Below are 22,779 nucleotides of genomic sequence, written 5' to 3'. Positions count from 1 at the left end.
GCGTTGTAGCGAGCGGCGCGGCTTTGGTCAAACCCGTCGTGCGATCGCGGGGGTGCGCGGCTCACGCGCGTCCAGGGCCGCGGTCGCGTCCGGGTCCCCCTGCTCCGGAACCATTTCGGCGACGCCGCACGGTGTTTCTTCGCCAGGAGGCAGGTCCTCGTCGCTCACGGGCGGCGCGAACAGCTCGCCCTGCAGCGGCTCGAGGCCGAGCGCCTCACGCACGGGCTGGAAGGAGCGCCGGTGGACCGGGCAGGCGCCGAGCCGCCTGAGTGCCTCGAAGTGCTCGGCGGTCGGGTAGCCCTTGTGGCGGCAGAACCCGTAGCCCGGGTGGACGGCGTCGAGCTCGGTCATGAGCGCGTCGCGCGCGGTCTTCGCGAGGATGCTCGCCGCGGCGATGGTGAGCGAGAGCGCGTCGCCGTGGATGATGGGCGTCTGCGGGAGCGGGAGCTCGGGGAGCTTGCGGGCGTCGATGAGCACGTGCCCGGGGAGGGTCGCGAGCCCCTGCACGGCGCGCGTGAGGGCGAGCAAGCCGGCGCGGTAGATGTTGAGCCGGTCGATCTCCTCGACCTCGGCGCGCGCCACGGCCCAGCAGATGGCGTTCGCGCGGATGTCCTCCGCGAGCCGCTCGCGCTCCCGCCGGTCGAGCTGCTTCGAGTCGTCGATGCCGCGCGGCCGGTAGTCGCGCGGGAGGATGCACGCGCCCGCCACCACCGGCCCCGCGAGCGGCGCCATGCCGGCCTCGTCCACGCCCGCGACCAGCGTGACGCCCCTGTCCCAGAGTTCCCCCTCGTAGCGCAGCAGATGCCGAAGGCGCTGTCCTTCCGCGCGGTTGGCGTGCCGACGCTTCAGGATCTGGCGGAGCACCTCGCGCGCGCCCGCCCGCGGGTCCACCGTGAGGGCCGCCTCGCACTCGGGCGAGAGGGCGCGGTTCCGGTCGAGGAACCGCTCGCGCAGCTCGGCCACGGACATCCGCGCGAGGTCTTCGGGGCGCATCGGGGCGAGTCTAGCGCCACCTCGTCGCGGCGCGAAGGGCGAACCACGCCGCGGTCCGCAGCGACGGGCCGAAGGCGTTCACCTCGACGAGCTCGACCGATCAGCGACATTACCTGCTCAGGGTAACCACCCCGCGAGACCAAAGATGGACATGCCGATCATCAAGCAGCCCCCGGCTGCAACTAACAAGCACAATCCCCTGCCGATCTCTTTCGCCTAAACGAATCCCGAGCACCCAATTTTGGGAGTCGACAACGTGGTCGGCGAAGCGCCTGCGAAACAGTATCAACAATATGCCAATGACCAGGCCGGGCACCGATTGCAGCCACTCCGTCATGGCGCGTTACCTAGCTCACCGGAAGACCGGATCGGAAATGCGTAGAACAGCGCCACACGACGACGTCACGGCGTACCCGTGACTGGAACGTACTTCACGTCCACGCGGCGGACCTTCGCCTCGTTCCGGAACAGGCGCAGGCGCGAATCGTAGTTGACCCTCAAGGTGTCGTCGGAGTCCCAGCGCACTCCGACCGTCAAACGTGCGCCCGTATCCCCGGCGTCCGCGATGAACGCGTTCCCCGGCTTGTCCCCCAGACGCTCGCCCACACTCAGGACGGATACCTGCACGGAATCGCTAACAGTCGCGCAACTTCTCCGAAACACGACCGCACGACGTTGACCCGATGGTGCGACCATCTCTGAAATCACCTTCACATCGCACGGCCCGAAGCACCCACACCACAACGGAACAGCAGCGGCCACTGCAGTCCATTTCATACGCGCGAGCGCCCAGGCCAGCTTCTTCCCGGATCGACCTATCATCATCGGATCACCTCTCGCTCGGCTCGATCCCTCTCCACCTGCTCCTTCTCGATCGCTACCAACGCAGCCGCGGCCTCCGTCTTTCCAAGCCGCTCGAGGTTTTCGGAGGCTCGCTCGACGGCAGCGGGAACCCTTATGTAACGCTCGGCGGCATTCCTCTGCGAGTCGATCTTCTGGCGCTCGGTGGAGATTCTCAGCCAGATGGCCACGATCGCTTCATAGCTTCGAACCCAGAATACGATCCCGGGCTGACGACCGCCGGAACGTGCTGCTGCGCACCCACATCTGGATGGTGAGGATCCGGGACGGCAAGCAGCGGGAACGGCGCGGTCATCCCCCGCTCTTGAGCTCGATGCAGATGGTCTGCACTACCGTGCCGCCGACGTTCTCGACCGCGTGTGAGCCCACGGGAGCAGGGATCACCTGCCCGTCGGTGAGCGCCACGTCGACGACCGAGCCGTCGAGGCTGGTAAGGCGCAGCGTACCCGGCTTGAGGATGTAGTTGATGTTCTCCGGGTTCCTATGCATGGCCACCCGGTCGCCGGGTTTGACCGTTACCTTGAGCACACGGATCCGGTCGTTTTCGAAGATGACCTCGTGGATCTCCGGGGAGATCTTGACGATGTCGTCGATCGGGTCTGGCACGTCGTTCACGTGGAGTGGCTACGGCTTCGCGCGGCGACCCGGTAGTGCAGCCGAATCGTGTCGTCATTCAGCTTTGCGCTGTCGATCAGGTGGAGCTCGTGGTCGTGTGCGACCCCTCTCAGCAGCGGTAGGGCCTCGCCACCAAAGAGCACCGGCTCCACCACCAGGATGATGTCGTTCACCAGCCCAGCATCGACGAACTGGCTCATGGTGAACGTGCCCCCGACGATCACCGCCTCCGAGAACCCCTTCCCCTCGAGCATCGAGACGATCTCGTGGGGACGGGCGCTCGTGAACACGACGCTCGGGTTCGGGGTGGCCGCGCCCGCGTGGCTCGTGAGCACCACCACGAGGCCCCCCTCGCTGTCGGGGACGTTGCGGGCATTTGAGATGAAGCCGTCGCGGAGGTGGCGATGTAGATGGCGATGTTCATGTCGTTGTGGGGATCACCTGGCCGCCACACGGGGTCCGTGCATCGCATACACTCTCGAGCGCTCAGCCGAGTTCTTCGGCGAGCCCGATGAGAAGTCCTTCGGGCCCGCGTATGTAGGCGAGCCGATACGTGTCTTCGTACTGGACCACGTCGCCGACGAGCTCTGCGCCGCGCTTGCGGAGCCGGGTGATCGTATCGTCGAGGTCCTCGACGGCAAACATGACACGTAGGTAACCGAAAGCGTTCACTGGGGCGTTCCGGTGATCGGCGACCACACGGGGCGTGAGAAATCGAGACAGCTCGAGCCGGCCGTGGCCGTCCGGCGTGCGCATCATGGCGATCTCGACGCGCTGGTCGCGCAACCCGGTAACGCGCCCCGCCCACTCTCCTTCGATCGTGGCTCGTCCTTCGAGCTTCAGGCCCAGCTCACCAAAGAACGAGATCGCGGTATCGAGCGACTCCACCACGATCCCGACGTTGTCCATGCGCTTGACCGTCATCGACGCTATGCCTTCCAGTACCTGTATCCGCCTCGTGCTCGCCATCCGTTGACTTAGGAGGTCACGCCTCGTGATGCACGGTCTCGCGCGGGTCAGCGTAGCGAGCCGGAGTGGCTCGGATGTCGCGAATTCGTGGCCGGCGCTAAGCGGCTAATCAGGCATGACATGACAACACCGAGAACCTACAGCGCCAGTTGCCATTGTGGTGCCGTCCGTTTCACGTTCACGTGCGAGGAGATCACGAGCGGCCGAAGGTGCAACTGCTCCATCTGCATCCGCAAGGGGGCGGTCATGTCCTCGAACTATTTCCGCCCATCGGATGTCGACGTGGAAGGTAAAGAGCACTTGGCCCTCTACCAGTTCGGGGACAAGGCCATGAACCACTTCTTCTGCCGCACCTGCGGCATATCTCCGTTCAGCACGGTGGCGTCCGTACCACCCGACTACCAAGGACCCGCAAGGCTGGGGGACTATCGGGTCAACCTCGGCTGCGTTCATGACCTCGATGTTCTCTCCCTAGAAGTCCAGGTCATCAACGGGAAGGCGCTCTAGAGCGACGGCCGGAACATTCCTGATGGCACGTGGGAGCTGATCGCCCCGCTCCTTCCGGCTCGCCGTAGCGAGCCAAGCGCCCACGTCTCGGTGGCGCTCACGTCGCGAGGCGGAGAATTCGGGTCGAGGTCCGCGGGAGAACGATTCGAAATCGCAATCTGGCGCGCGGGTGCGGTTCCTCGTCCCGAAGCCGGCCGTGACCCTCACCGCTGGCAGCGCGGACAGTAGAACGTCGAGCGCTGTGCCTGCACGATGCGGACGATCTCCGCCCGCCGGCAGCGCGGGCAGCGCTCGCCCTCGCGCGCGTAGACGAGGAACGGGTTCTCCGCCCCCTCCTCCACGTAGGTGATCTCAGGGCCCTCCTCGCGCGCGATGGTCTCCTTCACTGTCGCGAGGATCCCGTCGGCGAGCCGTCGAACCTCGGCGCGCGTGAGCGAGCGGGCCTGCCGGCGTGGATCGATCTTCGCGCGGAAGAGCGACTCGCTCGCGAGGATGTTGCCGACGCCGGGGAGGAGCGCCTGGTCCAGGATGCGGACCTTCACGGGGAGCTTCGAGCGGCCGAGCGAGTTCGCGAGCCGCTCGAGATCGATGCCCTGCTCCAGCGGATCGGGCCCGAGCTCGGCGATCTCGGGCACCTCCTCGAAGCGCGCGCCCGGCACGACCCGCAGCCGGCCGAAGAGCCGCATGTCGTCGAAGTGCAGCACGGCGCCGTCGTCGAGGTGGAAACGCGCGCGGGAGAAGCGGGTCGGGACGCCGTCGCCGTCGCGGCGGAGCCACTTGCCCGTCATGCCGAGGTGGGCGAGGAGGCCGACCGGCGCGCCGTCCTTCTCGAGCGTGACGAGGAGCTGCTTGCCGATCCGGCGGATCGAACCGAAGCGCGCGCCCTCGAGGCCGCGCGCGAACGCGGCCGGCCTCGCGGGCCGGAAGACGTAGCGCGCCTTCGGGTCAGGCTCGATCCGCTCGATGCGCCGGCCCTTCGTCCAGCGGCGGAGATTACGCGCGGCGATCTCGACCTCGGGAAGCTCAGGCACGCGTGACCTCGGCTTCGAGCCCGCTCTCGATCCCCACCGCGACCGCCGTCGCCCTACTTCCGCTTCTCGAACGCCGCCACGAAGAACCCGTCCGTCCCGTGCCGGTGCGGGAAGAGCTCGAGCCGCGCGCCGTCCACCCCGAGCACCTTCGCCCGCTCCTCGCCGAGGAAGGGCGCGAGCGGGACCGGCACGAGCCCGACCTCGCGCTCGGCGAAGTCCGCCACCTCACCGTTCTCGGTCCGGCCGATCGAGCAGGTCGCGTAGACGAGCCGCCCGCCCGGCTTGAGCAGCGCCGCGAAGCGCCGCACGAGGGTGCGCTGGATCCCGGCGAAGCGGACCGGGTCCTCGGGCGTGAGGCGCCAGCGCGCGTCGGGCTTGCGGCGCAGCGTGCCGAGGCCGCTGCACGGCGCGTCCACGAGCACGAGGTCGGCCTGACCGGCGAGGTCCTGGAGCTGCCCCTCGGCCTCGGGCCCTGCGGCGATGACGCGGGCGCGGAGGTTGTGCACGCCGGCGCGGCGGGCGCGCTTCTTCGCGTCCTCGAGCCGGTCCGCGTCCGTGTCGAGGGCGTGGAGCGAGCCCTTGTTGTGCATCTCCATCGCGAGCGCGAGCGACTTGCCGCCCGCGCCCGCGCAGGCGTCCACCACGATCTTGCCGGGCCGCGCGCCGCACGCGAGCGCGATGAGCTGGCTGCCCTCGTCCTGGATCTCGAAGCGGCCCTCGCGGAACGAGCCGAGCGCGAAGGCGTTCTGGTGGCCGTCGAGGACGAGCCCCCATGGAGAGTGGCGGGTCGGCTCCGCGGCGACGCCCTCCGAGCCGAGCTTGCCGCGCAGCTCCTCGCGGTCGCCCTTGAGGAGGTTCGTGCGGACCGTGAGCGGCGCACGCGCGTTCATGGCGGCCGCGAGCACGCGCGCCTCGTCGAGGCCGAGCTCGCCCGCGAAGCGCTCGGCGATCCAGCGGGGCAAGGAGGCCTCGAGCGCGAGCCGCTCGATCGGGTCCGCGATCGCGGCGATCCGCGCCTCGGCGCCCTCGAGCCGGGCGAGCGCCGCCGGGGAGACCGCGAGCCGCCGCGCCGCGTCCGCCGGGGCGAGGTGCTCGAAGCGGACGAGCCAAGCGGCGTAGCGCGTCGCGAGATCCGGCGCGCCGCCGAGCAGGTAGTCGAGCTGCGCCTGCCAGCGGATGAGCCCGTAGACCGACTCGGCGACCGCTCGCCGCTCGGAGGCCCAGAGCTTCGGGTCGCGGCGGAGCGCGCGCTCCAGGGCGCGATCCGCGAGCCAGCCCTGGTCGCGCACGAGGCCGTAGACCTCCAGGACGAGCGGGTCCACGAGGTCGAGGCGGTTCGGGCGGGGTCGGAGCGGTTTGCGCGGCATGGCAGTCGGGGGCCCGCCGGCGGGGGCCGGCGGGCGCGCGGACCTTACAGGCTCTCGAGCACCTCCGCCACGTGCCCCTCCACCTTCACCTTCGGGAAGACGTGCTCGACCTTGCCGTCCGGGCCGACGAGCACGGTCGTCCGCTCGGTCCCCATCGTCTTCTTCCCGTACATGTTCTTCTCCTTCCAGACGCCCCAGGCCTGCATCACCTCGGCGCCCGGGTCGGAGAGGAGCGGGAACGGCAGGTCGTACTTCTCCTTGAACTTCTTCTGCGCGGCGGGGGTGTCCTTCGAGATCCCCACCACCGCGACCTTCTTCCTCTTGAACGCGTCGACTTCGTCACGGAAGTCGCAGGCCTCCCGCGTTCAACCGGGGGTGTCGGCCTTCGGGTAGAAGAACACGACGACGCGCTTCCCGGCGAAGTCGGAGAGCTTCACCTCGTTCCCCTCCTCGTCCGGCAGCGCGAACTGCGGGGCCTTCTGGCCCACCTCGAGCGCCATGGATCCTCCTCGGGCTCCCGCCGGCGCGGTCACGACCGGCTGTCGGAAGCGACCGCGTACCCGTACCCGGCGCGGAGCGCGGGCGCAGGATCCCGGGCGGGGACGGCGCTACACTCCGACCGATGCGCCGCCGCTCGAAGCCCAGGCACGGCCCTACCCTCGCGCCGCCCGGAGCCTCGCCCGCGGCTCCCCGCGCCCGTCCGACCGCGCCGGGGGCCGCGGACGACGTGCTCCTCGCCTGGGCGCGCGACCGCGACGGCAGGAAGGTCCACGCGCTCCGCCTCGACCCCGCGGACCGCCGCCGCCGCGCGCCGTTCACCTGCCTCGGCTGCGGCGACGAGCTCGTGCCGCACCTCGGCAAGGTGCGCAGGCGCCACTTCGCCCACCGGGCCGGCTCGGCCTGCCCGCTCACCGCGCCCGAGACCGCCCTCCACCTCGACGCGAAGGAGCGGCTGCTCGCGCTCTGCGAGGACGCGTTCGCCGGCCGCCGCCGCGTGACGCTCCTCGCGCGCTGCCCCTCGTGCCGGCGCGCCGCGCCCCGGGACCTCGCCCGCGAGGGCGATCGGGCCCTGACCGAGGGCGCCGTCGGCGCGCTCCGCGCGGACGTGCTCGTCCTCGCCGGGGAGCGTCCCGCGCTCGCGATCGAGGTGGTCGTGACGCACGCGGTGGACGCGGAGAAGGAGGCGGCGCTCTCGGCGGCGGGCGTCCCGGCGGTCGAGATCGACGCTCGAGAGGAGTGGGAGGGAGAGGACGCGGAGGGGATCTCCGTCGCATGCCTCCGGAGCCTGGGGTTTCGCCCCTGCCCCGCCTGCGCGGCGGAGGCGCGGGCGGATGCGGATCGGGCGCTCGGCGGCGAGCACGCGGAGATCGCCGAGCTCGAGGCGTACCGGGCGCGCGGCTTCTTCGGCGCCCGGCCGGCGCTGGCCTCCGCCACCCCCGCGGCGGCCAAGGGGGACGCACCGCTCTCCGACGCTGATCGGGCGGACCTCGCCGAGCGCTTCCGCTGCCCGGAGTGCGGCGGCGGGGAGCTCGGCTTCGGAGCGCGCATCGCCCGCCACGCCTGCCCCGATCGCACCGCGCGGCCGGTCGCCTGGCGGGGCTACGACGGCACGGTCGTGGCGCTGTCCTGGTGGCGGCGCTGACCCTTCACGGAGGGCGCAGGAAAGTCCCCCGCAAGCCGCGGCAACCACGGAGGTTTTCGACATCCTCCGCCACTCGCCGTCCACGTCGGGTCGCCTTGCGACGGGGAGTCCGTTGTGTTAGAGGACGGTCCCCCGTGCGCCCTCGTGGCTCGCGGTGGCGCGACCCGCAGCCTGGGACGCGTGGCGCAGCAAATTCACACACCTCCCGCATCGGCGCGCTCCGGTGCTCCCGGCGACGGCGGCTTCTCGCCCGTCCCGTGGGTCAAAAGGCGCGTCTTCAGTCCCGGCGAGGTGGCGGACACAAACCGGAGATCACATGGAAAACCAGCAGCAGCCGCAGCAGCAGGACCCGATCGCTCCCCCCACGCCGACGCCCGAGGCGCCGGAGGCGGCCCCCGCCGCCCAGGCCGCGGAGCCCACGATGGCGAGCGCCCTCACGACGACGGGCACCGCCATCACGATGAAGCAGCTCCTCGAGGCGGGCGTCCACTTCGGCCACCAGACGAAGCGCTGGAACCCGAAGATGAAGCCGTACATCTTCGGCGCCCGCAACGGCATCTACATCATCGACCTCCAGAAGACCGTCGGCCTCGCCCGCGGCGCGCTCCGCTTCGTCTCGGACGCCACCGCGAAGGGCGGCATGGTCCTCTTCGTCGGCACGAAGAAGCAGGCGCAGGACGCCATCCGCGAGGAGGCCTCCCGCTCCGGCCAGTACCACGTCACGAACCGCTGGCTCGGCGGCACGCTCACGAACTTCAAGACCGTGAAGCAGGGCATCGACCGGCTGAAGACCATCGAGAAGATGGCGGCGGACGGCACCTACGAGCGGCTCCCCAAGAAGGAGGTCGCCCAGCTCGAGCGCGAGCGCGAGAAGCTCGAGAAGAACCTCGGCGGCATCAAGGAGATGAGCCGCCTGCCCGCCGCGATCTTCGTGATCGACACGAAGAAGGAGCACATCGCGGTGCACGAGGCGAACCGGCTCGGCATCCCGGTCGTCGCGGTCGTCGACACGAACTGCGATCCCGAGGGCATCGAGTACGTCATCCCGGGCAACGACGACGCCATCCGCTCGATCCGCCTCTTCACCGGCAAGGTCGCCGAGGCCTGCATCGAGGGCCGCGCCCGCTACTCCGCCTGGGCCGCGCAGCACGGCGAGGAGCGGCGCCCGGGCGAGGAGGATCGCGACGCGTCGAGCGAGCGCGGGCAGAAGGATCGCCGCGACCGCCGCGACCGCCGCGGAGGTGGCCGTGACCGCGAGCGCCGCGAGCCGCGCGAGGACCGCGCCGCCGCGAGCGCGAACGTCGAGGTCGTCCGCAAGGGCGACGTGACGGCGGCGCCGGCGCAGCCTGCGCCCGGCGGCGACGCGAACCGGTAGACCCGGCGCATCCCGGAGCTTTCCGGGGGCGGGCCCGGCGGGTCCGCCCCCGATCCTTTTTCAACGCACGAAGGAGAACACCCGTGGCCGAAGTGAACGCGAACATGGTGAAGGAGCTCCGGGAGAAGACCGGGGCCGGGATGATGGACTGCAAGAAGGCGCTCGCCGAGGCCGGCGGCGACTTCGCGAAGGCGGAGGAGGTGCTCCGCAAGAAGGGCCTCGCCGCCGCGGCCAAGAAGTCCTCCCGCGCCGCCACCGAGGGCCAGGTCGCGAGCTACATCCACATGGGCGGCAAGATCGGCGTCCTCGTGGAGGTGAACTGCGAGACCGACTTCGTGGCTCGCACCGACGGCTTCCAGGCGCTCGTGAAGGACATCGCGATGCAGATCGCCGCCGCGTCGCCCACCTGGGTCCGCCGCGAGGAGGTCCCCGCCGAGATCGTCGCGAAGGAGCTCGAGATCGCGAAGGCGCAGATGCGCGATCAGAAGAAGCCCGAGGCGATCCTCGAGAAGATCGCCCAGGGCAAGCTCGAGAAGTTCTACGAGCAGTTCTGCCTGCTCGACCAGCCGTTCGTGAAGGAGGACAAGAAGAAGATGTCCGAGGTCCTCACGGACGCGGTCGCCAAGATCGGCGAGAACATCCAGGTCCGCCGGTTCGCCCGCTTCGTGCTCGGCGAGGGGCTCGAGAAGAAGCAGGAGAACCTGGCCGAAGAGGTCGCCAAGGCGGCCGGCCTGCAGAAGTAGGCAGCGGTTCCAGAAGCCTCGCAGCATCCGAAGCCCCGGTCCGCGCAAGCGGGCCGGGGCTTTGTCGTGGCACGGGTTTCCACGGAGCGGGCGCCGCAGCGCGACCGTCCGCGGGACGGACTCACCGGACGAACGCGAGAACTCTCGGTCGGGTCGCGGGGGTCGCGGGTCGGTCGCGTCGCGCGGGGGGCTGGGGCGGGCTTGTTGGCGTCACCCGCAAATAGAAGAGGGCCGGCCCGGAGGCCGGCCCTCTCATGTCTTACGTGGTGCTCGCGACGCTTACGGCGCGCAGGCACCCAGCGTCACGTCGATGGCCCTGCCAGCGACGGTGCCGGTGATGTGGACCGGAGCGGAGCCGTCGATGAACTCCGCGTCCCCCCAGCCGTCCGAGCCGGCGGCGGGGCCGAGGTACACGACGACCGACCCGCCCTCCGCCGCGCTGGGCGACGACGGCGAGTAGCACGAGTACCAGGCCGATCCCGCCGGAGCGGCGGGCGTCACGGTGAGCCAGCCGGCCGCGGGCGTGCAGTCGGTCAGCGACGTCTGCACGAGGCCGCCGTCGACCTGTCGATCGAACGTGACGAAGATGGTCGTCGCGTCGAACTGGCCAGGATTCACGACAGCTTTATCCTTGTCGAGGATCCCGCCGCAGGTGCCCGCGGAGCTCCACGCCTCGCCGGTCCGGTCTGCGGAGACGGCGTCTGCACCGCCCGCCAGGTTCGCCGCGGTCACGGCGACGATCTGGGGCGAGCCCTTCTTCGCGTCCGAGTACGGATCACAGGCGACGGCGAGCGCCGCCACCGCCACCAGGGACAACCACTTGGTGTTCTTCATGTCGTTTCCTCCCTGGACCGGGCTAGAACGAGAGCGCCACGCCCAGCCGCAGCGAGATCGGCAGCTGGTACGCGGTGGTGGCGCGGCTCGGACGGCCGAAGTTGGGGTTGACGGTGACGGGACGGCCGTCGACGCTCTTGAGGTAGGCGAGCCCCGGGCAGTCCTTCTGGATCGCGCCGATCGGGTCAGACTTTCCGATCGAGTTCTTCGAGTCGCAGTTCAGCCCGTTCATCGGAGTGACCGTGTCGAACGTGTAGTCCTGGTCGTACTCCAGGGTCTCCTGCGCGTTGAACACGTTGAACACGTCGACGCGGAAGTTGAGCGCGTACGGCGGCTTCACCGTGTAGCCGATGCCGGCGCCGACGTCGATCGTGTTCACGAACGGCGTGCGGCCGGCCTGGCCGCGCGGGATGATGAACGCGGAGCTCGAGCCGTACTCCGGGTGGGCGCCCATCGCGCTGACCGGCGTGCCGGAGATGCCGTTGTAGGCGCCCGAGGCGGTCGCGCTCAGGCGGGGGCTGAAGCTGTAGGTGTACGCGCCGAAGAGCTTGACCTGGTGGGTGGTGTCGCCCGGGAGGTAGCCCGTCGTGTTCGCCATGAGCGACGCGAGGTCGTACGCGGCGGTGATGCCCGGGTCGAGCTGGCCGTACTCAGGGTAGTACGGGCCGGAGTAGTTGCCGCGCAGCGACGAGTACGTGTAGCTCGCCTGGGCGAGCCAGCTGTTCGAGAACTGCTTCGTCGCCTTGAAGGTGACGCCGTCGTACGAACGCTCCGGCTTCGGGAACTTCGTCGTGACCGTCTTGTTCGTCATCGGGTCGTAGGTCTGCACGTTCGTCGCGTTGCCGACGACCACCCCGTTCACGGTGATGTCACCGCTCCGCTCGCCGGGGTTGGAGATGAAGAACGTACCGCCGTCGTTGGAGGACATGTCCTCGATGACGGCGCCCTGGCGGCGGCCCTGGTAATCGACGCCCACGGCGAGATCGGGGAGGATCTCGTACTCGGCCTGAGCGCCGAACTGGTCGTTGTACGAGCCCTTGAGCTTCGGGTCGATCGGGGTCGCACCACCGTACAGGCGCACGTCGTTGTTGCCACCGGAGCGGGGCTGGATCGCGCAGGAGGTCGAGTTGAACCCGTTGCCGAGCGCCGACGGGAAGTCGAGGCTCTTCGGGTCGAACGAGCCGAAGTTCCCGGCGAAGCCGCAGCTCGACGCGTTCAGGAAGTACTGGAGCTGGACCTCGGCGCCGAACGACCGGTTACCCATGTCGAGCGGCATCGCGTAGTAGTAGCGGCCCCACGCACCGGCGAGCTTGCCGCGGCCGTTCCCCGTGAAGTCCCAGATCGCCTGGACGCGCGGCGCCCAGTTGTCGGTGATGTCGAACGAGCTGCCGTTCTTCACGGACAGGTTCTTCATCGACTGGGTCTCGAGGCGGAGGCCCGCGTTGAGGGTCAGGTTCGGGAAGAACCCGGGCTGCCACGAGTCCTGGAGGAAGTACGCGAAGCTGTCGGTCTCGGACTTGTTGGTCTGGGTGGTGCGCGTGACGACCGGCGTACCAGCCGCGGCCGCGGCCTGGATAGCAGACAGCTCCAGGCCGGGGAAACCCGTGCTGGCGTTGGTCGGAAGCGGACCGCCGCCCGGGTTCACGATCGTGCCGAACGACCGGTACGCGTAGAAGCGATCCGGCAGGGTAGAAGTCGCTGGCGCGAAGTACCAGATCGCGCCGCCGGAGTGATATCCGTCGACCTTGTACTGGACGCGCTCGAGGTCGACGCCGCCCTTGAGGGTGTGCTGGCCGGCGAGCTCGGCGAGGTACGCCGCGGACGCCCTGCCGTTGAAGCGGTCACTCGTGCTGTCGAAGACCGTGCCACGGCCACCCGTCGTGTACGCGTCGAGCGGGCACGCCGCCGTGTCGGCGGGGTTGCTGCAGAAGCCCTGCGCCACGGCGCCGGCCGGAAGGGCCTCGAAGTCGGTCAGGTTCAGCTCCGTGCCGCCCCACTCCACCTCGGCGGTCTTGAACTGGTCGACGCCGCCGACGGTCTTGTCCTGGGGAGAGGTCTTCGAGTGGTAGACGCCGCCCGAGACCTCGGTGATGAGCTTCTTGTCCAGGAACTTGCCGCCGTAGCGACCGAGCACCGACAGCTGGTTCTCGTCGAGCGGGAGGAGCTCGCGGCTCCGGGCCGCCGCGGCCGGCGAGGCGCCGTAGAACGGACCGCCGGCGTTGAGCGACGTGCGCGAGGACGGCGCACCCCAGCCCGTGACGGTGAAGTTGTTGTTCTCGTCGAGCAGGTAGGTGAGCTTGCCGACCCACTGGTAGGTGGTGCGGCTCGTCCGGAGGTTCCGCTCCGTCCCGGGGATCGTGGTCTGGATCGGGTTGAGGAGCGCGTCCACGCACTCACCGTGACCGCCGTCCGGCGTCGTCCCGGCGGGGCAGGTGCCGCCCGAGTTGAGCTCGGTGGCGTTCTGGCGGGCGAACCGCTGGTACATGGTCCGGCTCGTGACAGGCGAGAACCCGGCGTAGAACCAGAGCTTGTCCTTCATGATCGGGCCGCCGACCTCGAAGCCGAAGTCGAGGCCGTAGGACCCCTCGTCCGGCTTGGCGCGGTAGGCGAGCGCCTCGCCGAGGCCGCCCGTCGTCTTGCCCGTCGGCTCGACGAGCATGCTGGGCGTGAAGGTGGAGAAGACGGACCCGTGGAACTCGTTCGAGCCCGACTTCAGGATGACGTTCATGATGCCGCCGGTGGCGCGGCCGTACTCGGCGTTGAACCCGCTCGTCTTGACGTCGATCTCCTGGAGGAAGTTCGAGCGAAGCGAGGGCGGGGCGTTGAAGCCGCCGTTGCCGCCGCGCGTACCGTACGCGGGGTCGGTCGTGTTGAAGCCGTCGACGATGTACTGGTTCTCGGCGCCCTGCGCGCCGGCGAACCCGACGCCCGTGGCGTCCAGCTTGGCGGTCGGGGCGACGACGGCGATGGCGTCGAACCCGCGGCCGACCGGGATGCTCGACATGAACTCCTTGGAGACGACGGCGCCCGCCTCGGCGGAGCCGACGTTCACCGCGGGTGCGGCCCCCGTCCGGACGACCTGCTCCTCCATCTGCACCGCCTCGGGGACGACGGCGAGGTTCGCGCGGATGGTCTTGTCGGGGCGCAGCGTGACGTCGGAGCGCTCGGTGGACTTGTAGCCCTCGAGCTGCACCGCGAGGCGGTAAGCGCCGGAGGGGAGAAGGGTGAAGCGGAAGTTGCCGTTGTTGTCCGTGACGGCCGTCTGCTCACCCTGAAGCGCAGGGCTCGTGGCGACGATGACGGCGCCGGCGACCGGCTTTCCGGTCGAAGCATCGGTTACCACACCGAGAATGGTGCCGGTGGTTTGCGCGGAGGCGACACTCGCGAACAGCAACGCGAGCGGCGCGAGGCGCGCGAGGCGAAGCAACTTCTTCCTCATGACTTCCTCCAGGGAGAGAGCACTCAGCCGCAGCCAGGCGGGCGATCGCTCGTGTGGGCACATCACGGCACACATAGCGATCGACCGACGGGTCAGTGCGCCCTTGTAGGCAGTCGTTATGAGGAATGTCAAGACGACGCCGACTGTTAGCCGAGCTTGTCTCTTACACCCCGCCCGGGACGTAACACTCCGAGTTTACGTGCTTTTTCCGAAAGCCCCGGCAAGTCGCGACGTTCCGCTTAGGGCGTGGAGGGCACCGCAGAAGGGACGCTGCTCGCACGCCCTCGGGGGATCCCGAGCGGCTGGAAGGTCGGCCGGCCGTGGTCAGCGCACATCGAGCACGCGCAACGGTTTGCCTTCGCCTCCGCGCCATGCGCACTATTTTCGCCAGCGCTGTTGACAACGTGCAGGCGCGGAGACTAGGAAGCGTCTTCAATTTTTCCGGCTGATTCTGCCGTCAACCGCAGCAGCAGCGAGGCCGCCGGCGCGTGTTCGACGAAGTCACCAAGAAGGAAGGCGGTAAGGCCGCTGCGCGTCGCGCGGGCTACGTCTTCGGTTCCACGCTTTTCCAGGGCATTCTCATCGCGGCGATCATCACCGCCTCCGCAGCCATCAAGGCGAAGGTGATCGACGAGCCGGTCGTGGACGTGAAGTTCGTCAAGACCGCGCCGCCGCCGCCCCCTCCCCCGCCGCCTGCGCCGCCCCCCGCGGCCCGCAAGCGGCCGCCCGACGCGAAGCCGCGGACGGATCTGCCCAAGCCGCCGCCGCCCCAGGCGCTGATCCAGCCTCAGGAGATCCAGCCTGAGATGAAGGCGCCGGATCCCAACGAGGCGCCCGAGCCGGAGTACGACTACGGCGACGCGGCCGAGGGCGAGGGCGTGGTCGGCGGTGTCGTCGGCGCCCGGCCCACGAACGAGATCGAGGACGCACCCGCGTTCGCCACTGCGGGCTACCGCAAGCCGCAGATGGCCGAGCCGGGCTGCGTCCAGCGCTCGGTCCGCATCCCGCAGCAGCTCGCCGGCTACATCTCCGGCCCGATCACCGTGAAGTTCGCGATCCGGCCGGACGGCTCGCCGTCGCGCTTCGAGGTGATGACCAACGTCCCCGACCAGCGCATCTCGACCGCGATCTGGCAGGCGGTCCAGGGGTGCCGCTGGGTGCCGGGCGCGGATGCCCAGGGCCGCCCGGTGTCCATCTGGGTGATCCTCCCCATCCGCTTCACCGCAGGCTAGGCGCTCGTTCCCGCGTCGAGGCGTTCACCTTTCGAAGAAGTAGTTTCAGCCCACAGGAGATGTCGATGTTCCAGCCGCTCGCTTCCTTGAACAACCTCGTCATGGCCCAGGCCGCCGGCGCCGCCCCGGGCACCTTCGATCTCGTCAACATGGTGAAGTCGATCGAGGGCTTCGGCATCGTGGTCGCCGCGATCCTCGGCATCATGAGCATCTACTCGCTCGGCGTGATGGCCGAGCGGCTCGTGACCTACTCCCGCGCCAACAAGGCCTCCCGCCAGTACGCCGCGAGCCTGCGCGACCTCCTCCCCGGCGGGAAGTTCGGCGACGCGGTGGAGCTCTCCAAGAAGCTGAAGCGCGGCCACCTGCCCAAGGTGCTCGGCCTCGCGATCGAGGAGTACAGCCGCGGCGTCGACGCGGTCCGCACCAAGGGTCCCCACGACGTGGGCGACTTCGACGTGATCGCGGCCGTGAACCGCGCGGTCGAGCGCAGCTCGCTCCGCACCGTCAACGACCTCCGCCGCGGCCTCGGCTCGCTCGCGACGATCGGCTCGACGGCCCCGTTCGTCGGCCTCCTCGGCACGGTGTGGGGCATCATCAAGGCCTTCCAGAACATGGCGGCCACCGGCTCCGGCGGTCTCGGCACGGTGTCCGGCGCGATCGCCGAGGCGCTCATCAACACCGCCTTCGGCCTCCTCGTCGCGATCCCCGCCGTCATGATGTTCAACTACCTCACGAACCGCGTCGAGGACATGCAGGTCGACATCACCGACTCCGCCACGGAGCTCGTCGACTTCTTCATGAAGGAAGGCCGCGAGGCGAAGTAGCCGCCGCGCGCACCTCCGGGACGCCTCTCAGGAGCCGAACGCGATGTCGATGGATGTCGGCAGCAAGTCGGTGAAGAGCGACATCAACGTGACGCCGCTCGTCGACGTCGTGCTGGTGCTCCTCATCATCTTCATGGTCATCACCCCGATGCTCCAGCGCGGGAAGCCGGTGCAGCTCCCCGACGCGAAGCACGTCTCCGCCCTGAAGGGCGGCGGCGACCCGGTCCTCCTCTCCATCACCGCCGATGGGAAGGCCTGGATCGACAAGGCGGAGGTGCCCCTCGAAGAGCTCTCCACCGAGCTCAACGTGGCGATGCAGATGGCGCCCGGCTCGCCCGTGATGATCAAGGGCGACAAGGCCGTCGACTACAAGCGCGTCCGCGAGATCATCCTGGAGGTCTCGAAGACGCACCTGCTCGGCGTGAGCCTCGCCGCGAGCGAGATCAAGGAGAAGAGATAGCCATGGGGATGGCGCTCGGGACGAAGAAGCCCGCCTCGGACATCAACGTCACGCCGCTCATCGACGTGGTGCTGGTGCTGCTCATCATCTTCATGGTGCTGACGCCGCTCGCCGAGAAGCAGAAGTTCATCCGCGTCCCCGACTACCAGCCGGAGATGCAGCCGGTCCCGCCCGACTCGGTGCCGCCCGACCAGACGATCCTCACGGCGCTGCAGAACGGGAACGTGCTCCTCAACAAGCAGGAGATGAGCGTCGCCGACGCGATGCAGCGGCTCCACGTGGCGTACGACGGACGGCCCTCGAAGGTGCTGTTCTTCAACGCCGAGGACACCGTGAAGTACGACCAGGTCGTGTACGTGCTCGACCAGGCGCACGGCTCCGGCGTGAACACCATCGGCATGATGACCGACCCGCCGATCACCGCCCAGGCCGCGGCGGCGCAGCCCGCGCCGCAGTAGCCGCGCTCCAGGCGGAGCGTCTCGAAGGGCCGGCTCGCGCCGGCCCTTCTCATTACTAGCGGCGCGCCCCGATCCCAGGCTCCGGGGCCCCAGCCCTACTGGGCCGCGCCGAGCCGCTCGAGCACCGCCTCGAGCTCCGTCGGGAGCGGGCTCATCGCCTCGACGCGCGCGCCGTCGGGGCCGTCCACGGCCAGCCGCGAGGCGTGCAGGAACTGACGGCGCAGCCCCGGGAGCTCGGACGCCGCGCCGCCGTAGAGCGCGTCGCCCGCGACCGGGTGACCGAGGTTCGCGAGGTGCGCGCGGATCTGGTGCATGACGCCCGTGACGATGCGGACGCGCAGCAGCGTGTGCGTCTCGTAGCGTCGCGCGACCTCCCAGTGCGTCTCGGCGGGTCGCGGCCGGAGCCCCTTCGCGAGGAGCCGCTCCTCCGTCTCCGGATCGGGGACCGGCACCGACCGGCCGCCGCGCTGCGCGAGCGGGACGGACGAGACCCCGCCGGAGGCGACCCGCCCGACGACGAGCGCGAGGTACACCTTCTCGACCTCGCGCAGCGAGAAGCGGGAGTGCAGCGCCTCCCACGCCTCGGCGTCGCGCGCGAACAGCACGCACCCGCTCGTCTCGATGTCGAGCCGCTGGACGGCGCCGCCCTCGCGCGGCTCCGGCGACGCGCCGGCGCACTCGGGGAAGCGCGCGACCACCGCGTTCGCGAGCGTCCCGCCCTCGCCGGGGGCGAGCGGGTGGACGGCGATGCCCGCCGGCTTGTCGACGACGACGAGGCGCGGCGTCTCGACGAGCACCGCGAGCGGAGCCTCCGGCTCGGGCTCGGGCGGACCCGCCGGCGCCTCCACGTCGATCTCCACCAGGGCGCCCGGCTCGACCGCGTCGCTCGCGCGCGCGCGGCGTCCACGCACCCGCACCTCGCCGAGCTGGAAGGCGCGCTTCACCGTGGCCCGCCCGAGCCCGAGCGCGTCCGCGAGCGCCCGATCGAGCCGCCCCGAGGCGGTGAGCGGCAGTCGAATCTCCCGTCGCATGCGATCCGTTCTCCGCGCCCCTGGCGCGGCCTCTTGCGGAGCCAGCCCCTGGGCCCCGTTCGGCGCCGGGTTCGCGGCGCCACGCTATCGGGGAGGCTCGGCCCCGAGAGGGAGATAGAGCCTCTCCGCCCGGCGAGGCAACCGCGTTTCGCCTGCAGCGCCCCGGTCGAGCGGCCGCCCCGCCGCGGCGCAGCGCCCCACCTCCGGCTAGGACCGGATCATGCCGACCTCGCTCACCCTGCCCCTCGACGACGAGGCCGTCCGCTCGCTCCACGTCGGCGACGAGGTGCTCTTCAGCGGTCGCATGATCACGGCTCGCGAGGCCGCCCACCGCGCCCTCCTGCGCGCGCTCGATCCGGCCGTGAAGGGGCTCGTCGAAGGGCGCTTCATCTATCACTGCGCCCCGGTGGTCGCCCAGGATCCGGCCACGCACGCCTGGCGCTTCGCCGCCGCCGGCCCGTCCGTGTCGCTGCGCGAGGAGCCTTACCAGGCCGAGGTGATCGCGCGTTACGGGGTGCGCGGCGTCGTCGGAAAGGGCGGCATGGGGCCCGCGACGCTCGCCGCGCTCGCCGCCCACGGCGCGGTCTACTTGCACGCGGTCGGCGCGCTCGCCGTGACGCTCGCCCGCCGCGTGGTGCGCGTGCACGGCGTGCACAGGCTCGACGAGCTCGGGGTGCGCGAGGCGATCTGGGACATCGAGGTGAAGGACTTCCCCGCGATCGTCACCATGGACGCGCACGGCGAGAGCCTGCACGCGACGCTCGAGCGCGAGGCGGAGGCGGCGCGCGCGCTGCTGGAGCGGACGAGCCTCTGATTGCGTTCGCGCTCGGGCGGTGCGGCTCCCGCCGAGGCGAAAGGCTGCCCCGCGGCGACGCCTTCGGGCGCCTCGGCGAGGAGCTCGAGCCGCGCGGGCCGGCCGTGAGTGCCCCGCGGGCGCCCCGCCCCGCGAACGCTCACCGCGCCTTGCGGCGCGGCGCGCGGCGGCGCTCGGGCGGCTCCATGCGCACGAGGCCGTAGAAGAGCTGCGCCTCCGTGTAGGTCTGCCGCCCGCGGTAGCTCTCCTCGCGGTAGTAGCCGCAGGGCCGCTCGAGCCACATGCGCGCCCGGACGATCCCGTGCTTGGAGAAGGGCGCGACGATCTCGGCCGGCGCCTCGGCCAGGTAGCGCTCGAGGAGCCTGCGGATCTTGCGGTTGTAGGGTCCCCGCGCGAGCCGCGAGTGACGCCGGCCGCGGTGCAGCGTGCCGTCGAAGCGCGTGGAGGCGTGGTAGAGCTCGTGGAGGATCGTGCCGATCCGCTGCTCCGGCGTCGAGGCGCGGAACCAGAGCGGTCGGAGCGTGACGACGTAGAGGATCTTGCGGCCCTTCACGCGGATGAGCGGCTTCTTCCGGCCCGCGTCGCCGCGGGCCCGCGTCTGCCTGAAGTGGGCCGGCCGGATGGTGGCGCGGGAGGCGCGCCGCGCCTCGCCGGCGACGACGAGGATGCGGGAGGCGCGCACGTGCGCGAGCTCGGGGATCCGCGCGGCGACGTCGCGCACGAGCCGCTTCACCGCCAGCGTCACGTTGAGCCGGGCCACGCAGGGCCAGGATCGCCCAGCGCCGCCCGGGCGACAAGCTCCCACAGCGACGCCGTTCGCCGCACCCGCATCCTTCACTTCGCCGGGCCGGCCCGATACGATGGCCGCCGATGGTCCTGCTCCTCACGGTCGCCGTCGCCCTGCTCTCCACCGCGCTCGTGCGGCTCGTCCGCCGCGAGCGCGGCCTGGTCGCCGAGGTCTCCGAGCTGGGAGAGCGCGTGAGCGAGCTCGGGATGCGGCTCGAGGCCGCCGAGGGGGAGGTCGCCCAGGCCGTCACGCAGGCGGAGATCGCCGAGAACGTGCTGCTCGAGAAGGGCGTCGCCGACGAGGACGACATCGAGGCGGTGCGCCGGCGCTTCATCGCCGACGCGCCCTCGGGCTACGACCGGGCGCGCGACGGCGAGCTGAATTGATCCAACGGGGACTGCGTCCCCGCCCCAGCGGCAGAGCCGCTGGGGCCCCACCCCTGCGCGGCGGGGCCCGTGACCGGTCGCGCCCGCTTCGCGGGTTCGCGACCGTTCCCCGCCGGGAGGGATTGCATCCCTCCCTGCGGACGTGAGACGGCGCTGACCGGCCCGTGAGCCGGGCCCTAGCGCGTGCGGGTCCGGGGTCCGGACCGGTTCGCGCCCCGGGTGGGCTTCGCGCGAGCCGCCGTCGACTTGCGCGCCGACGTGCGCTTCGTCGCGCGCGCGCGCGTGGGACGCTCGGGCGCCTCCGCCGCGGGGCGCGCCGGGGCGGCCTCGTAGCGCGGCTTCTCGGGGTGCCGCCGGTAGACGAGGATCGTGCGCCCGAGGATCTGCGCGACCTGCGCGCCGGTCTCGGCGCCGAGCCGGTCCGCCGCCTCGAAGCGATCCTCGGGGGTCTCGGTCCCGATCTTCACCTTCACGAGCTCGTGCGTCCCGAGCGCGTCGTCGAGCTGGCGCAGCACCGCCTCGGTCACGCCCTCCTTGCCCACCTGCACGACGGGCGAGAGGTGGTGTCCGGCGGCGCGCAGGGTCTTGCGCAGCCGGGTCGAGGCCATCAGGGCGCGCTTCTTCGGGTTCGTGGGAGCAGGCATGTGCGTTCACTTCCTGAGATAGCGGAGCTCGCGGACGAGGTCCACGTGCTCGGGCGCGACCGCGAGGCCGCGCCTGAGGTGGCGCTCGGCGAGGGAGAGGTCCCCCACGAGCTTGGCCATCTGGCCGAGGAACAGGTACCCCGGCGCGCAGCGGGAGTTCCGGCGGAGCCCCTCCTCGATGGAGGCGGCGCTCGCCGCGTGCTGCGCCCGCGGCTCGCTCGCGACGAGGAACTCGCACCACGCCGCCCAGATCGCGAACTCCGGCTCGTCGGCGTTGAGCACGATCGCCTCGCGGAGCTTCGCGAGCGCCTCGGCGTAGCGGCGGGCGCGGACGAGGACGGTCGCCGCCTGGAACACGTTCTCGGCCTGGAGGATCCGCATGACGTCCACGTCTGCGGCCCCGCCGGACGCGAGCTCTTCCTCGTACTTCGCGCGCTGCGCCTCGTCACCGAGCACGCTCCACGCGGCGCTCACCTTCGCGAACACGTCGGCGCAGAGCGCACGCACCTCGGCGGGGGCGTCCGCCGGGACCGCGTCCGGGTGGTAGGTCTTCGCGAGCCGGAAGTAGGCGACCTTCACCTGCGCCGCAGTCGCCGCGCGCTTCACGCCCAGGACCTCGAAGTGATCGGCGCTCGCGAGCCCCTCGAGGAGGACTCGGAGCTCCCCGGCGTCGAGCGGAGGAGGAGGCGGCGGGGGCGCGCTCGGGCGGGACCCCGCGGGCGCCGCCGGCGGACGGGTGGCGGCGGGCGGGGGTCGCGGAGCGACGGGGGATGGCTTCGCGGGCGAGGCGGGTCGCGCGGCGGGCGGTCCGGGCGAGGGCATGGGCGAAGTCGCGGCCGAGGGCGCGCGCGCGGCGGGAGTGGCGACCGGGGGCGGGCTCGCAGTGGGAGCCGGGCCGCGCGGGGCCGCCCGCGGGGCCGCCCGCGGCGCTCCGAACGCGAGCAGCTCGGCCTCGGCGAGCAGGAACGCGACGCGGAGGAGGGTCGCGGCCTCGGCCGGCTGCGCCGCCGCGAGCTCGGCCGGGCTCCGCCCGTCGAAGCTCCCCGCGGCGCGCGCCTCCTGCGGCGTGAGCCGCAGGTCCTCGAGCCGCACGCGTCCGACGACGCGCGAGGCGGCGCGCGTCATGCGCTCGCCGAGGCGCCGCTCCGCGCCGACGACGTCGAGCGCGCGCACCGCGGCGGAGACCATCGCGTAGGGATTGCCGAGCGGAAAGCCCGACGGCGGCGGCGCCACGCCCGGCTCCCATCCCCAGCTCCCCGCCTCGAGCGCGAGAGCGCGCGCGACGATGGCGGCGCCGTGGTCGGCGAGGAAGACCGCGATGTCCGCCGGCGCGACGAGCCGCTCCGCGAGGAGGGCGGAGACCAGGTCGCCGCCCGTGCCGGCGCGCGCGCCCTCCGCGCGCACGAGCTGCTCGGGGGTGAGCGCTCCGCGCCGCGCCAGGAACCGGCCGAGCTCGTCCTCGGGTGCGGCCGAGGCGGCGTGCTCGACGGCGCCGCGGCGGAAGGTGAGCGCGTACCGCGCCTGACCCGACGCGAGCGCGAGGCGGCCGTGCGCCTGGTTCGCGGCGGCGAGCAGGAAGAGCCGGAGCGCGCCGTCGCTCGCGAGCGTCCCCTCGCGCGGCAAGCCCGCCGCGATCGCGGCGGCGGCGGTGACCTCTCGCTCGGCGAGGCCGTACGCCGCGCGCGGCGCAGCGGCCTCCGGCGCGCCCGCCGCCGCGGGGGCGGTGCCCGGCGGCGGCGGCGTGGGGCGGGCGGGCGGAGGACGGTA

Annotated in this window: 25 protein-coding genes; 10 read left to right on the top strand and 15 right to left on the bottom strand. The window is 71.1% G+C overall.

Annotated elements, in window-relative coordinates; translation table 11 throughout:
• Positions 1-27: 27 nt before the first annotated feature.
• The 6 genes from MNY60_RS13345 to MNY60_RS13325 form a co-directional block, all read right to left on the bottom strand.
• Complete coding sequence (locus MNY60_RS13345) at positions 28-993, bottom strand: ribonuclease HII (protein WP_242338361.1); 966 nt, start codon at positions 991-993, stop codon at positions 28-30.
• A gap of 402 nt (positions 994-1,395) precedes the next feature.
• Positions 1,396-1,530, bottom strand: coding sequence for a hypothetical protein (locus MNY60_RS23860; protein WP_277956999.1), 135 nt, complete (start codon positions 1,528-1,530; stop codon positions 1,396-1,398).
• Positions 1,531-1,814: 284 nt separating this feature from the next.
• The gene (locus MNY60_RS13340; RefSeq protein ID WP_242338357.1) at positions 1,815-2,024 is read right to left on the bottom strand and encodes a hypothetical protein; all 210 of its coding nucleotides are present in this window, start codon (positions 2,022-2,024) and stop codon (positions 1,815-1,817) included.
• A gap of 121 nt (positions 2,025-2,145) precedes the next feature.
• Entirely contained in the window at positions 2,146-2,469 is a 324-nt protein-coding gene (locus MNY60_RS13335) for a hypothetical protein (RefSeq protein WP_242338355.1), read from the bottom strand.
• Entirely contained in the window at positions 2,466-2,810 is a 345-nt protein-coding gene (locus MNY60_RS13330; protein WP_242360776.1) for a dihydrofolate reductase family protein, read from the bottom strand. Before MNY60_RS13330 ends, MNY60_RS13335 begins: the two co-directional genes overlap by 4 nt.
• Positions 2,811-2,955: 145 nt before the next feature.
• Positions 2,956-3,393, bottom strand: a complete 438-nt coding sequence (locus MNY60_RS13325; RefSeq protein WP_242338351.1) for a VOC family protein — start codon at positions 3,391-3,393, stop codon at positions 2,956-2,958.
• A 165-nt stretch (positions 3,394-3,558) separates the two neighbouring features.
• Here MNY60_RS13325 and MNY60_RS13320 point away from each other — a divergent pair, with 165 nt between their 5' ends.
• Positions 3,559-3,945 carry a GFA family protein gene (locus MNY60_RS13320; protein ID WP_255821299.1) on the top strand — a complete coding sequence of 129 codons (387 nt, stop codon included), beginning with the start codon at positions 3,559-3,561 and terminating at the stop codon, positions 3,943-3,945.
• Between the two features lie 203 nt (positions 3,946-4,148).
• On the opposite strand, the gene mutM is transcribed toward MNY60_RS13320, so the two are convergent.
• From mutM to bcp, 3 genes are read right to left on the bottom strand one after another with little or no spacing between them, the layout of a single operon-like run.
• Complete coding sequence (mutM, locus tag MNY60_RS13315) at positions 4,149-4,976, bottom strand: bifunctional DNA-formamidopyrimidine glycosylase/DNA-(apurinic or apyrimidinic site) lyase (protein WP_242338347.1); 828 nt, start codon at positions 4,974-4,976, stop codon at positions 4,149-4,151.
• A gap of 53 nt (positions 4,977-5,029) precedes the next feature.
• Positions 5,030-6,343 (bottom strand): RsmB/NOP family class I SAM-dependent RNA methyltransferase, encoded by a 1,314-nt coding sequence (locus tag MNY60_RS13310; protein WP_242338345.1) that lies wholly within the window; start codon positions 6,341-6,343, stop codon positions 5,030-5,032.
• Positions 6,344-6,387: 44 nt separating this feature from the next.
• On the bottom strand, positions 6,388-6,843 hold the full coding sequence (gene bcp, locus MNY60_RS13305) for a thioredoxin-dependent thiol peroxidase (RefSeq protein ID WP_242338343.1): 456 nt from the start codon (positions 6,841-6,843) through the stop codon (positions 6,388-6,390).
• A gap of 122 nt (positions 6,844-6,965) precedes the next feature.
• Here bcp and MNY60_RS13300 point away from each other — a divergent pair, with 122 nt between their 5' ends.
• The 3 genes from MNY60_RS13300 (at position 6,966) to tsf (ending at position 10,103) form a co-directional block, all read left to right on the top strand.
• Entirely contained in the window at positions 6,966-7,985 is a 1,020-nt protein-coding gene (locus tag MNY60_RS13300) for a competence protein CoiA family protein (protein WP_242338341.1), read from the top strand.
• 421 nt (positions 7,986-8,406) lie between these two features.
• On the top strand, positions 8,407-9,360 hold the full coding sequence (gene rpsB / locus MNY60_RS13295; protein ID WP_242338411.1) for a 30S ribosomal protein S2: 954 nt from the start codon (positions 8,407-8,409) through the stop codon (positions 9,358-9,360).
• Between the two features lie 83 nt (positions 9,361-9,443).
• Positions 9,444-10,103, top strand: coding sequence for a translation elongation factor Ts (gene tsf / locus MNY60_RS13290; RefSeq protein WP_242338339.1), 660 nt, complete (start codon positions 9,444-9,446; stop codon positions 10,101-10,103).
• 279 nt (positions 10,104-10,382) lie between these two features.
• Here the strand turns inward: tsf and MNY60_RS13285 are convergent, their stop codons facing one another.
• Complete coding sequence (locus MNY60_RS13285; protein WP_242338337.1) at positions 10,383-10,937, bottom strand: hypothetical protein; 555 nt, start codon at positions 10,935-10,937, stop codon at positions 10,383-10,385.
• A gap of 22 nt (positions 10,938-10,959) precedes the next feature.
• Positions 10,960-14,376, bottom strand: a complete 3,417-nt coding sequence (locus MNY60_RS13280; RefSeq protein WP_242338335.1) for a TonB-dependent receptor — start codon at positions 14,374-14,376, stop codon at positions 10,960-10,962.
• A 488-nt stretch (positions 14,377-14,864) separates the two neighbouring features.
• Here MNY60_RS13280 and MNY60_RS24305 point away from each other — a divergent pair, with 488 nt between their 5' ends.
• The 4 genes from MNY60_RS24305 to MNY60_RS13260 all read left to right on the top strand — a co-directional run bounded on the left by MNY60_RS24305 (position 14,865) and on the right by MNY60_RS13260 (position 17,350).
• Positions 14,865-15,608, top strand: a complete 744-nt coding sequence (locus tag MNY60_RS24305; RefSeq protein WP_242338333.1) for an energy transducer TonB — start codon at positions 14,865-14,867, stop codon at positions 15,606-15,608.
• 65 nt (positions 15,609-15,673) lie between these two features.
• The gene (locus MNY60_RS13270) at positions 15,674-16,432 is read left to right on the top strand and encodes a MotA/TolQ/ExbB proton channel family protein (RefSeq protein ID WP_242338331.1); all 759 of its coding nucleotides are present in this window, start codon (positions 15,674-15,676) and stop codon (positions 16,430-16,432) included.
• A gap of 43 nt (positions 16,433-16,475) precedes the next feature.
• Positions 16,476-16,892 (top strand): biopolymer transporter ExbD, encoded by a 417-nt coding sequence (locus MNY60_RS13265; RefSeq protein ID WP_242338329.1) that lies wholly within the window; start codon positions 16,476-16,478, stop codon positions 16,890-16,892.
• Between the two features lie 2 nt (positions 16,893-16,894).
• Positions 16,895-17,350 carry a biopolymer transporter ExbD gene (locus MNY60_RS13260; protein ID WP_242338327.1) on the top strand — a complete coding sequence of 152 codons (456 nt, stop codon included), beginning with the start codon at positions 16,895-16,897 and terminating at the stop codon, positions 17,348-17,350.
• Positions 17,351-17,445: 95 nt separating this feature from the next.
• On the opposite strand, the gene MNY60_RS13255 is transcribed toward MNY60_RS13260, so the two are convergent.
• Complete coding sequence (locus tag MNY60_RS13255) at positions 17,446-18,381, bottom strand: RluA family pseudouridine synthase (protein ID WP_242338325.1); 936 nt, start codon at positions 18,379-18,381, stop codon at positions 17,446-17,448.
• Between the two features lie 220 nt (positions 18,382-18,601).
• Here MNY60_RS13255 and MNY60_RS13250 point away from each other — a divergent pair, with 220 nt between their 5' ends.
• Complete coding sequence (locus MNY60_RS13250; RefSeq protein WP_242338323.1) at positions 18,602-19,195, top strand: fumarate hydratase C-terminal domain-containing protein; 594 nt, start codon at positions 18,602-18,604, stop codon at positions 19,193-19,195.
• Positions 19,196-19,334: 139 nt separating this feature from the next.
• On the opposite strand, the gene MNY60_RS13245 is transcribed toward MNY60_RS13250, so the two are convergent.
• On the bottom strand, positions 19,335-19,955 hold the full coding sequence (locus MNY60_RS13245) for a putative metallopeptidase (RefSeq protein ID WP_308197131.1): 621 nt from the start codon (positions 19,953-19,955) through the stop codon (positions 19,335-19,337).
• A gap of 110 nt (positions 19,956-20,065) precedes the next feature.
• Between MNY60_RS13245 and MNY60_RS13240 the strand changes: the two genes are divergently transcribed.
• A complete protein-coding gene (locus MNY60_RS13240) occupies positions 20,066-20,368 on the top strand; it encodes a hypothetical protein (protein ID WP_242360774.1) in 303 nt (100 codons plus the stop codon).
• 176 nt (positions 20,369-20,544) lie between these two features.
• Here the strand turns inward: MNY60_RS13240 and yhbY are convergent, their stop codons facing one another.
• On the bottom strand, positions 20,545-21,012 hold the full coding sequence (yhbY, locus tag MNY60_RS13235) for a ribosome assembly RNA-binding protein YhbY (RefSeq protein ID WP_242360773.1): 468 nt from the start codon (positions 21,010-21,012) through the stop codon (positions 20,545-20,547).
• Positions 21,013-21,018: 6 nt separating this feature from the next.
• Positions 21,019-22,779, bottom strand: a 1,761-nt coding sequence (locus tag MNY60_RS13230) for a J domain-containing protein (protein WP_242360771.1), incomplete at its 5' end; no start/stop codon positions are given.

Source organism: Anaeromyxobacter sp. SG17, assembly GCF_022690695.1.
GTDB lineage: Bacteria > Myxococcota > Myxococcia > Myxococcales > Anaeromyxobacteraceae > Anaeromyxobacter > Anaeromyxobacter soli.
The sequence above is the reverse complement of the archived record's forward strand: the minus strand, read 5'-3'. Positions and strand labels throughout refer to the sequence as shown.

Coding starts and splice junctions, on each gene's coding strand:
- MNY60_RS13320 (WP_255821299.1), top strand. CDS start 3,559: ATGACAACACCGAGAACCTACAGCGCCAGTTGCCATTGTGGTGCCGTC.
- MNY60_RS13325 (WP_242338351.1), bottom strand. CDS start 3,393: ATGACGGTCAAGCGCATGGACAACGTCGGGATCGTGGTGGAGTCGCTC.
- MNY60_RS13240 (WP_242360774.1), top strand. CDS start 20,066: ATGGTCCTGCTCCTCACGGTCGCCGTCGCCCTGCTCTCCACCGCGCTC.
- MNY60_RS13265 (WP_242338329.1), top strand. CDS start 16,476: ATGTCGATGGATGTCGGCAGCAAGTCGGTGAAGAGCGACATCAACGTG.
- MNY60_RS13285 (WP_242338337.1), bottom strand. CDS start 10,937: ATGAAGAACACCAAGTGGTTGTCCCTGGTGGCGGTGGCGGCGCTCGCC.
- rpsB (WP_242338411.1), top strand. CDS start 8,407: ATGGCGAGCGCCCTCACGACGACGGGCACCGCCATCACGATGAAGCAG.
- MNY60_RS13345 (WP_242338361.1), bottom strand. CDS start 993: ATGCGCCCCGAAGACCTCGCGCGGATGTCCGTGGCCGAGCTGCGCGAG.
- MNY60_RS13300 (WP_242338341.1), top strand. CDS start 6,966: ATGCGCCGCCGCTCGAAGCCCAGGCACGGCCCTACCCTCGCGCCGCCC.
- yhbY (WP_242360773.1), bottom strand. CDS start 21,012: ATGCCTGCTCCCACGAACCCGAAGAAGCGCGCCCTGATGGCCTCGACC.
- MNY60_RS13260 (WP_242338327.1), top strand. CDS start 16,895: ATGGGGATGGCGCTCGGGACGAAGAAGCCCGCCTCGGACATCAACGTC.
- MNY60_RS13280 (WP_242338335.1), bottom strand. CDS start 14,376: ATGAGGAAGAAGTTGCTTCGCCTCGCGCGCCTCGCGCCGCTCGCGTTG.
- MNY60_RS13250 (WP_242338323.1), top strand. CDS start 18,602: ATGCCGACCTCGCTCACCCTGCCCCTCGACGACGAGGCCGTCCGCTCG.
- MNY60_RS13310 (WP_242338345.1), bottom strand. CDS start 6,343: ATGCCGCGCAAACCGCTCCGACCCCGCCCGAACCGCCTCGACCTCGTG.
- MNY60_RS13255 (WP_242338325.1), bottom strand. CDS start 18,381: ATGCGACGGGAGATTCGACTGCCGCTCACCGCCTCGGGGCGGCTCGAT.
- MNY60_RS13270 (WP_242338331.1), top strand. CDS start 15,674: ATGTTCCAGCCGCTCGCTTCCTTGAACAACCTCGTCATGGCCCAGGCC.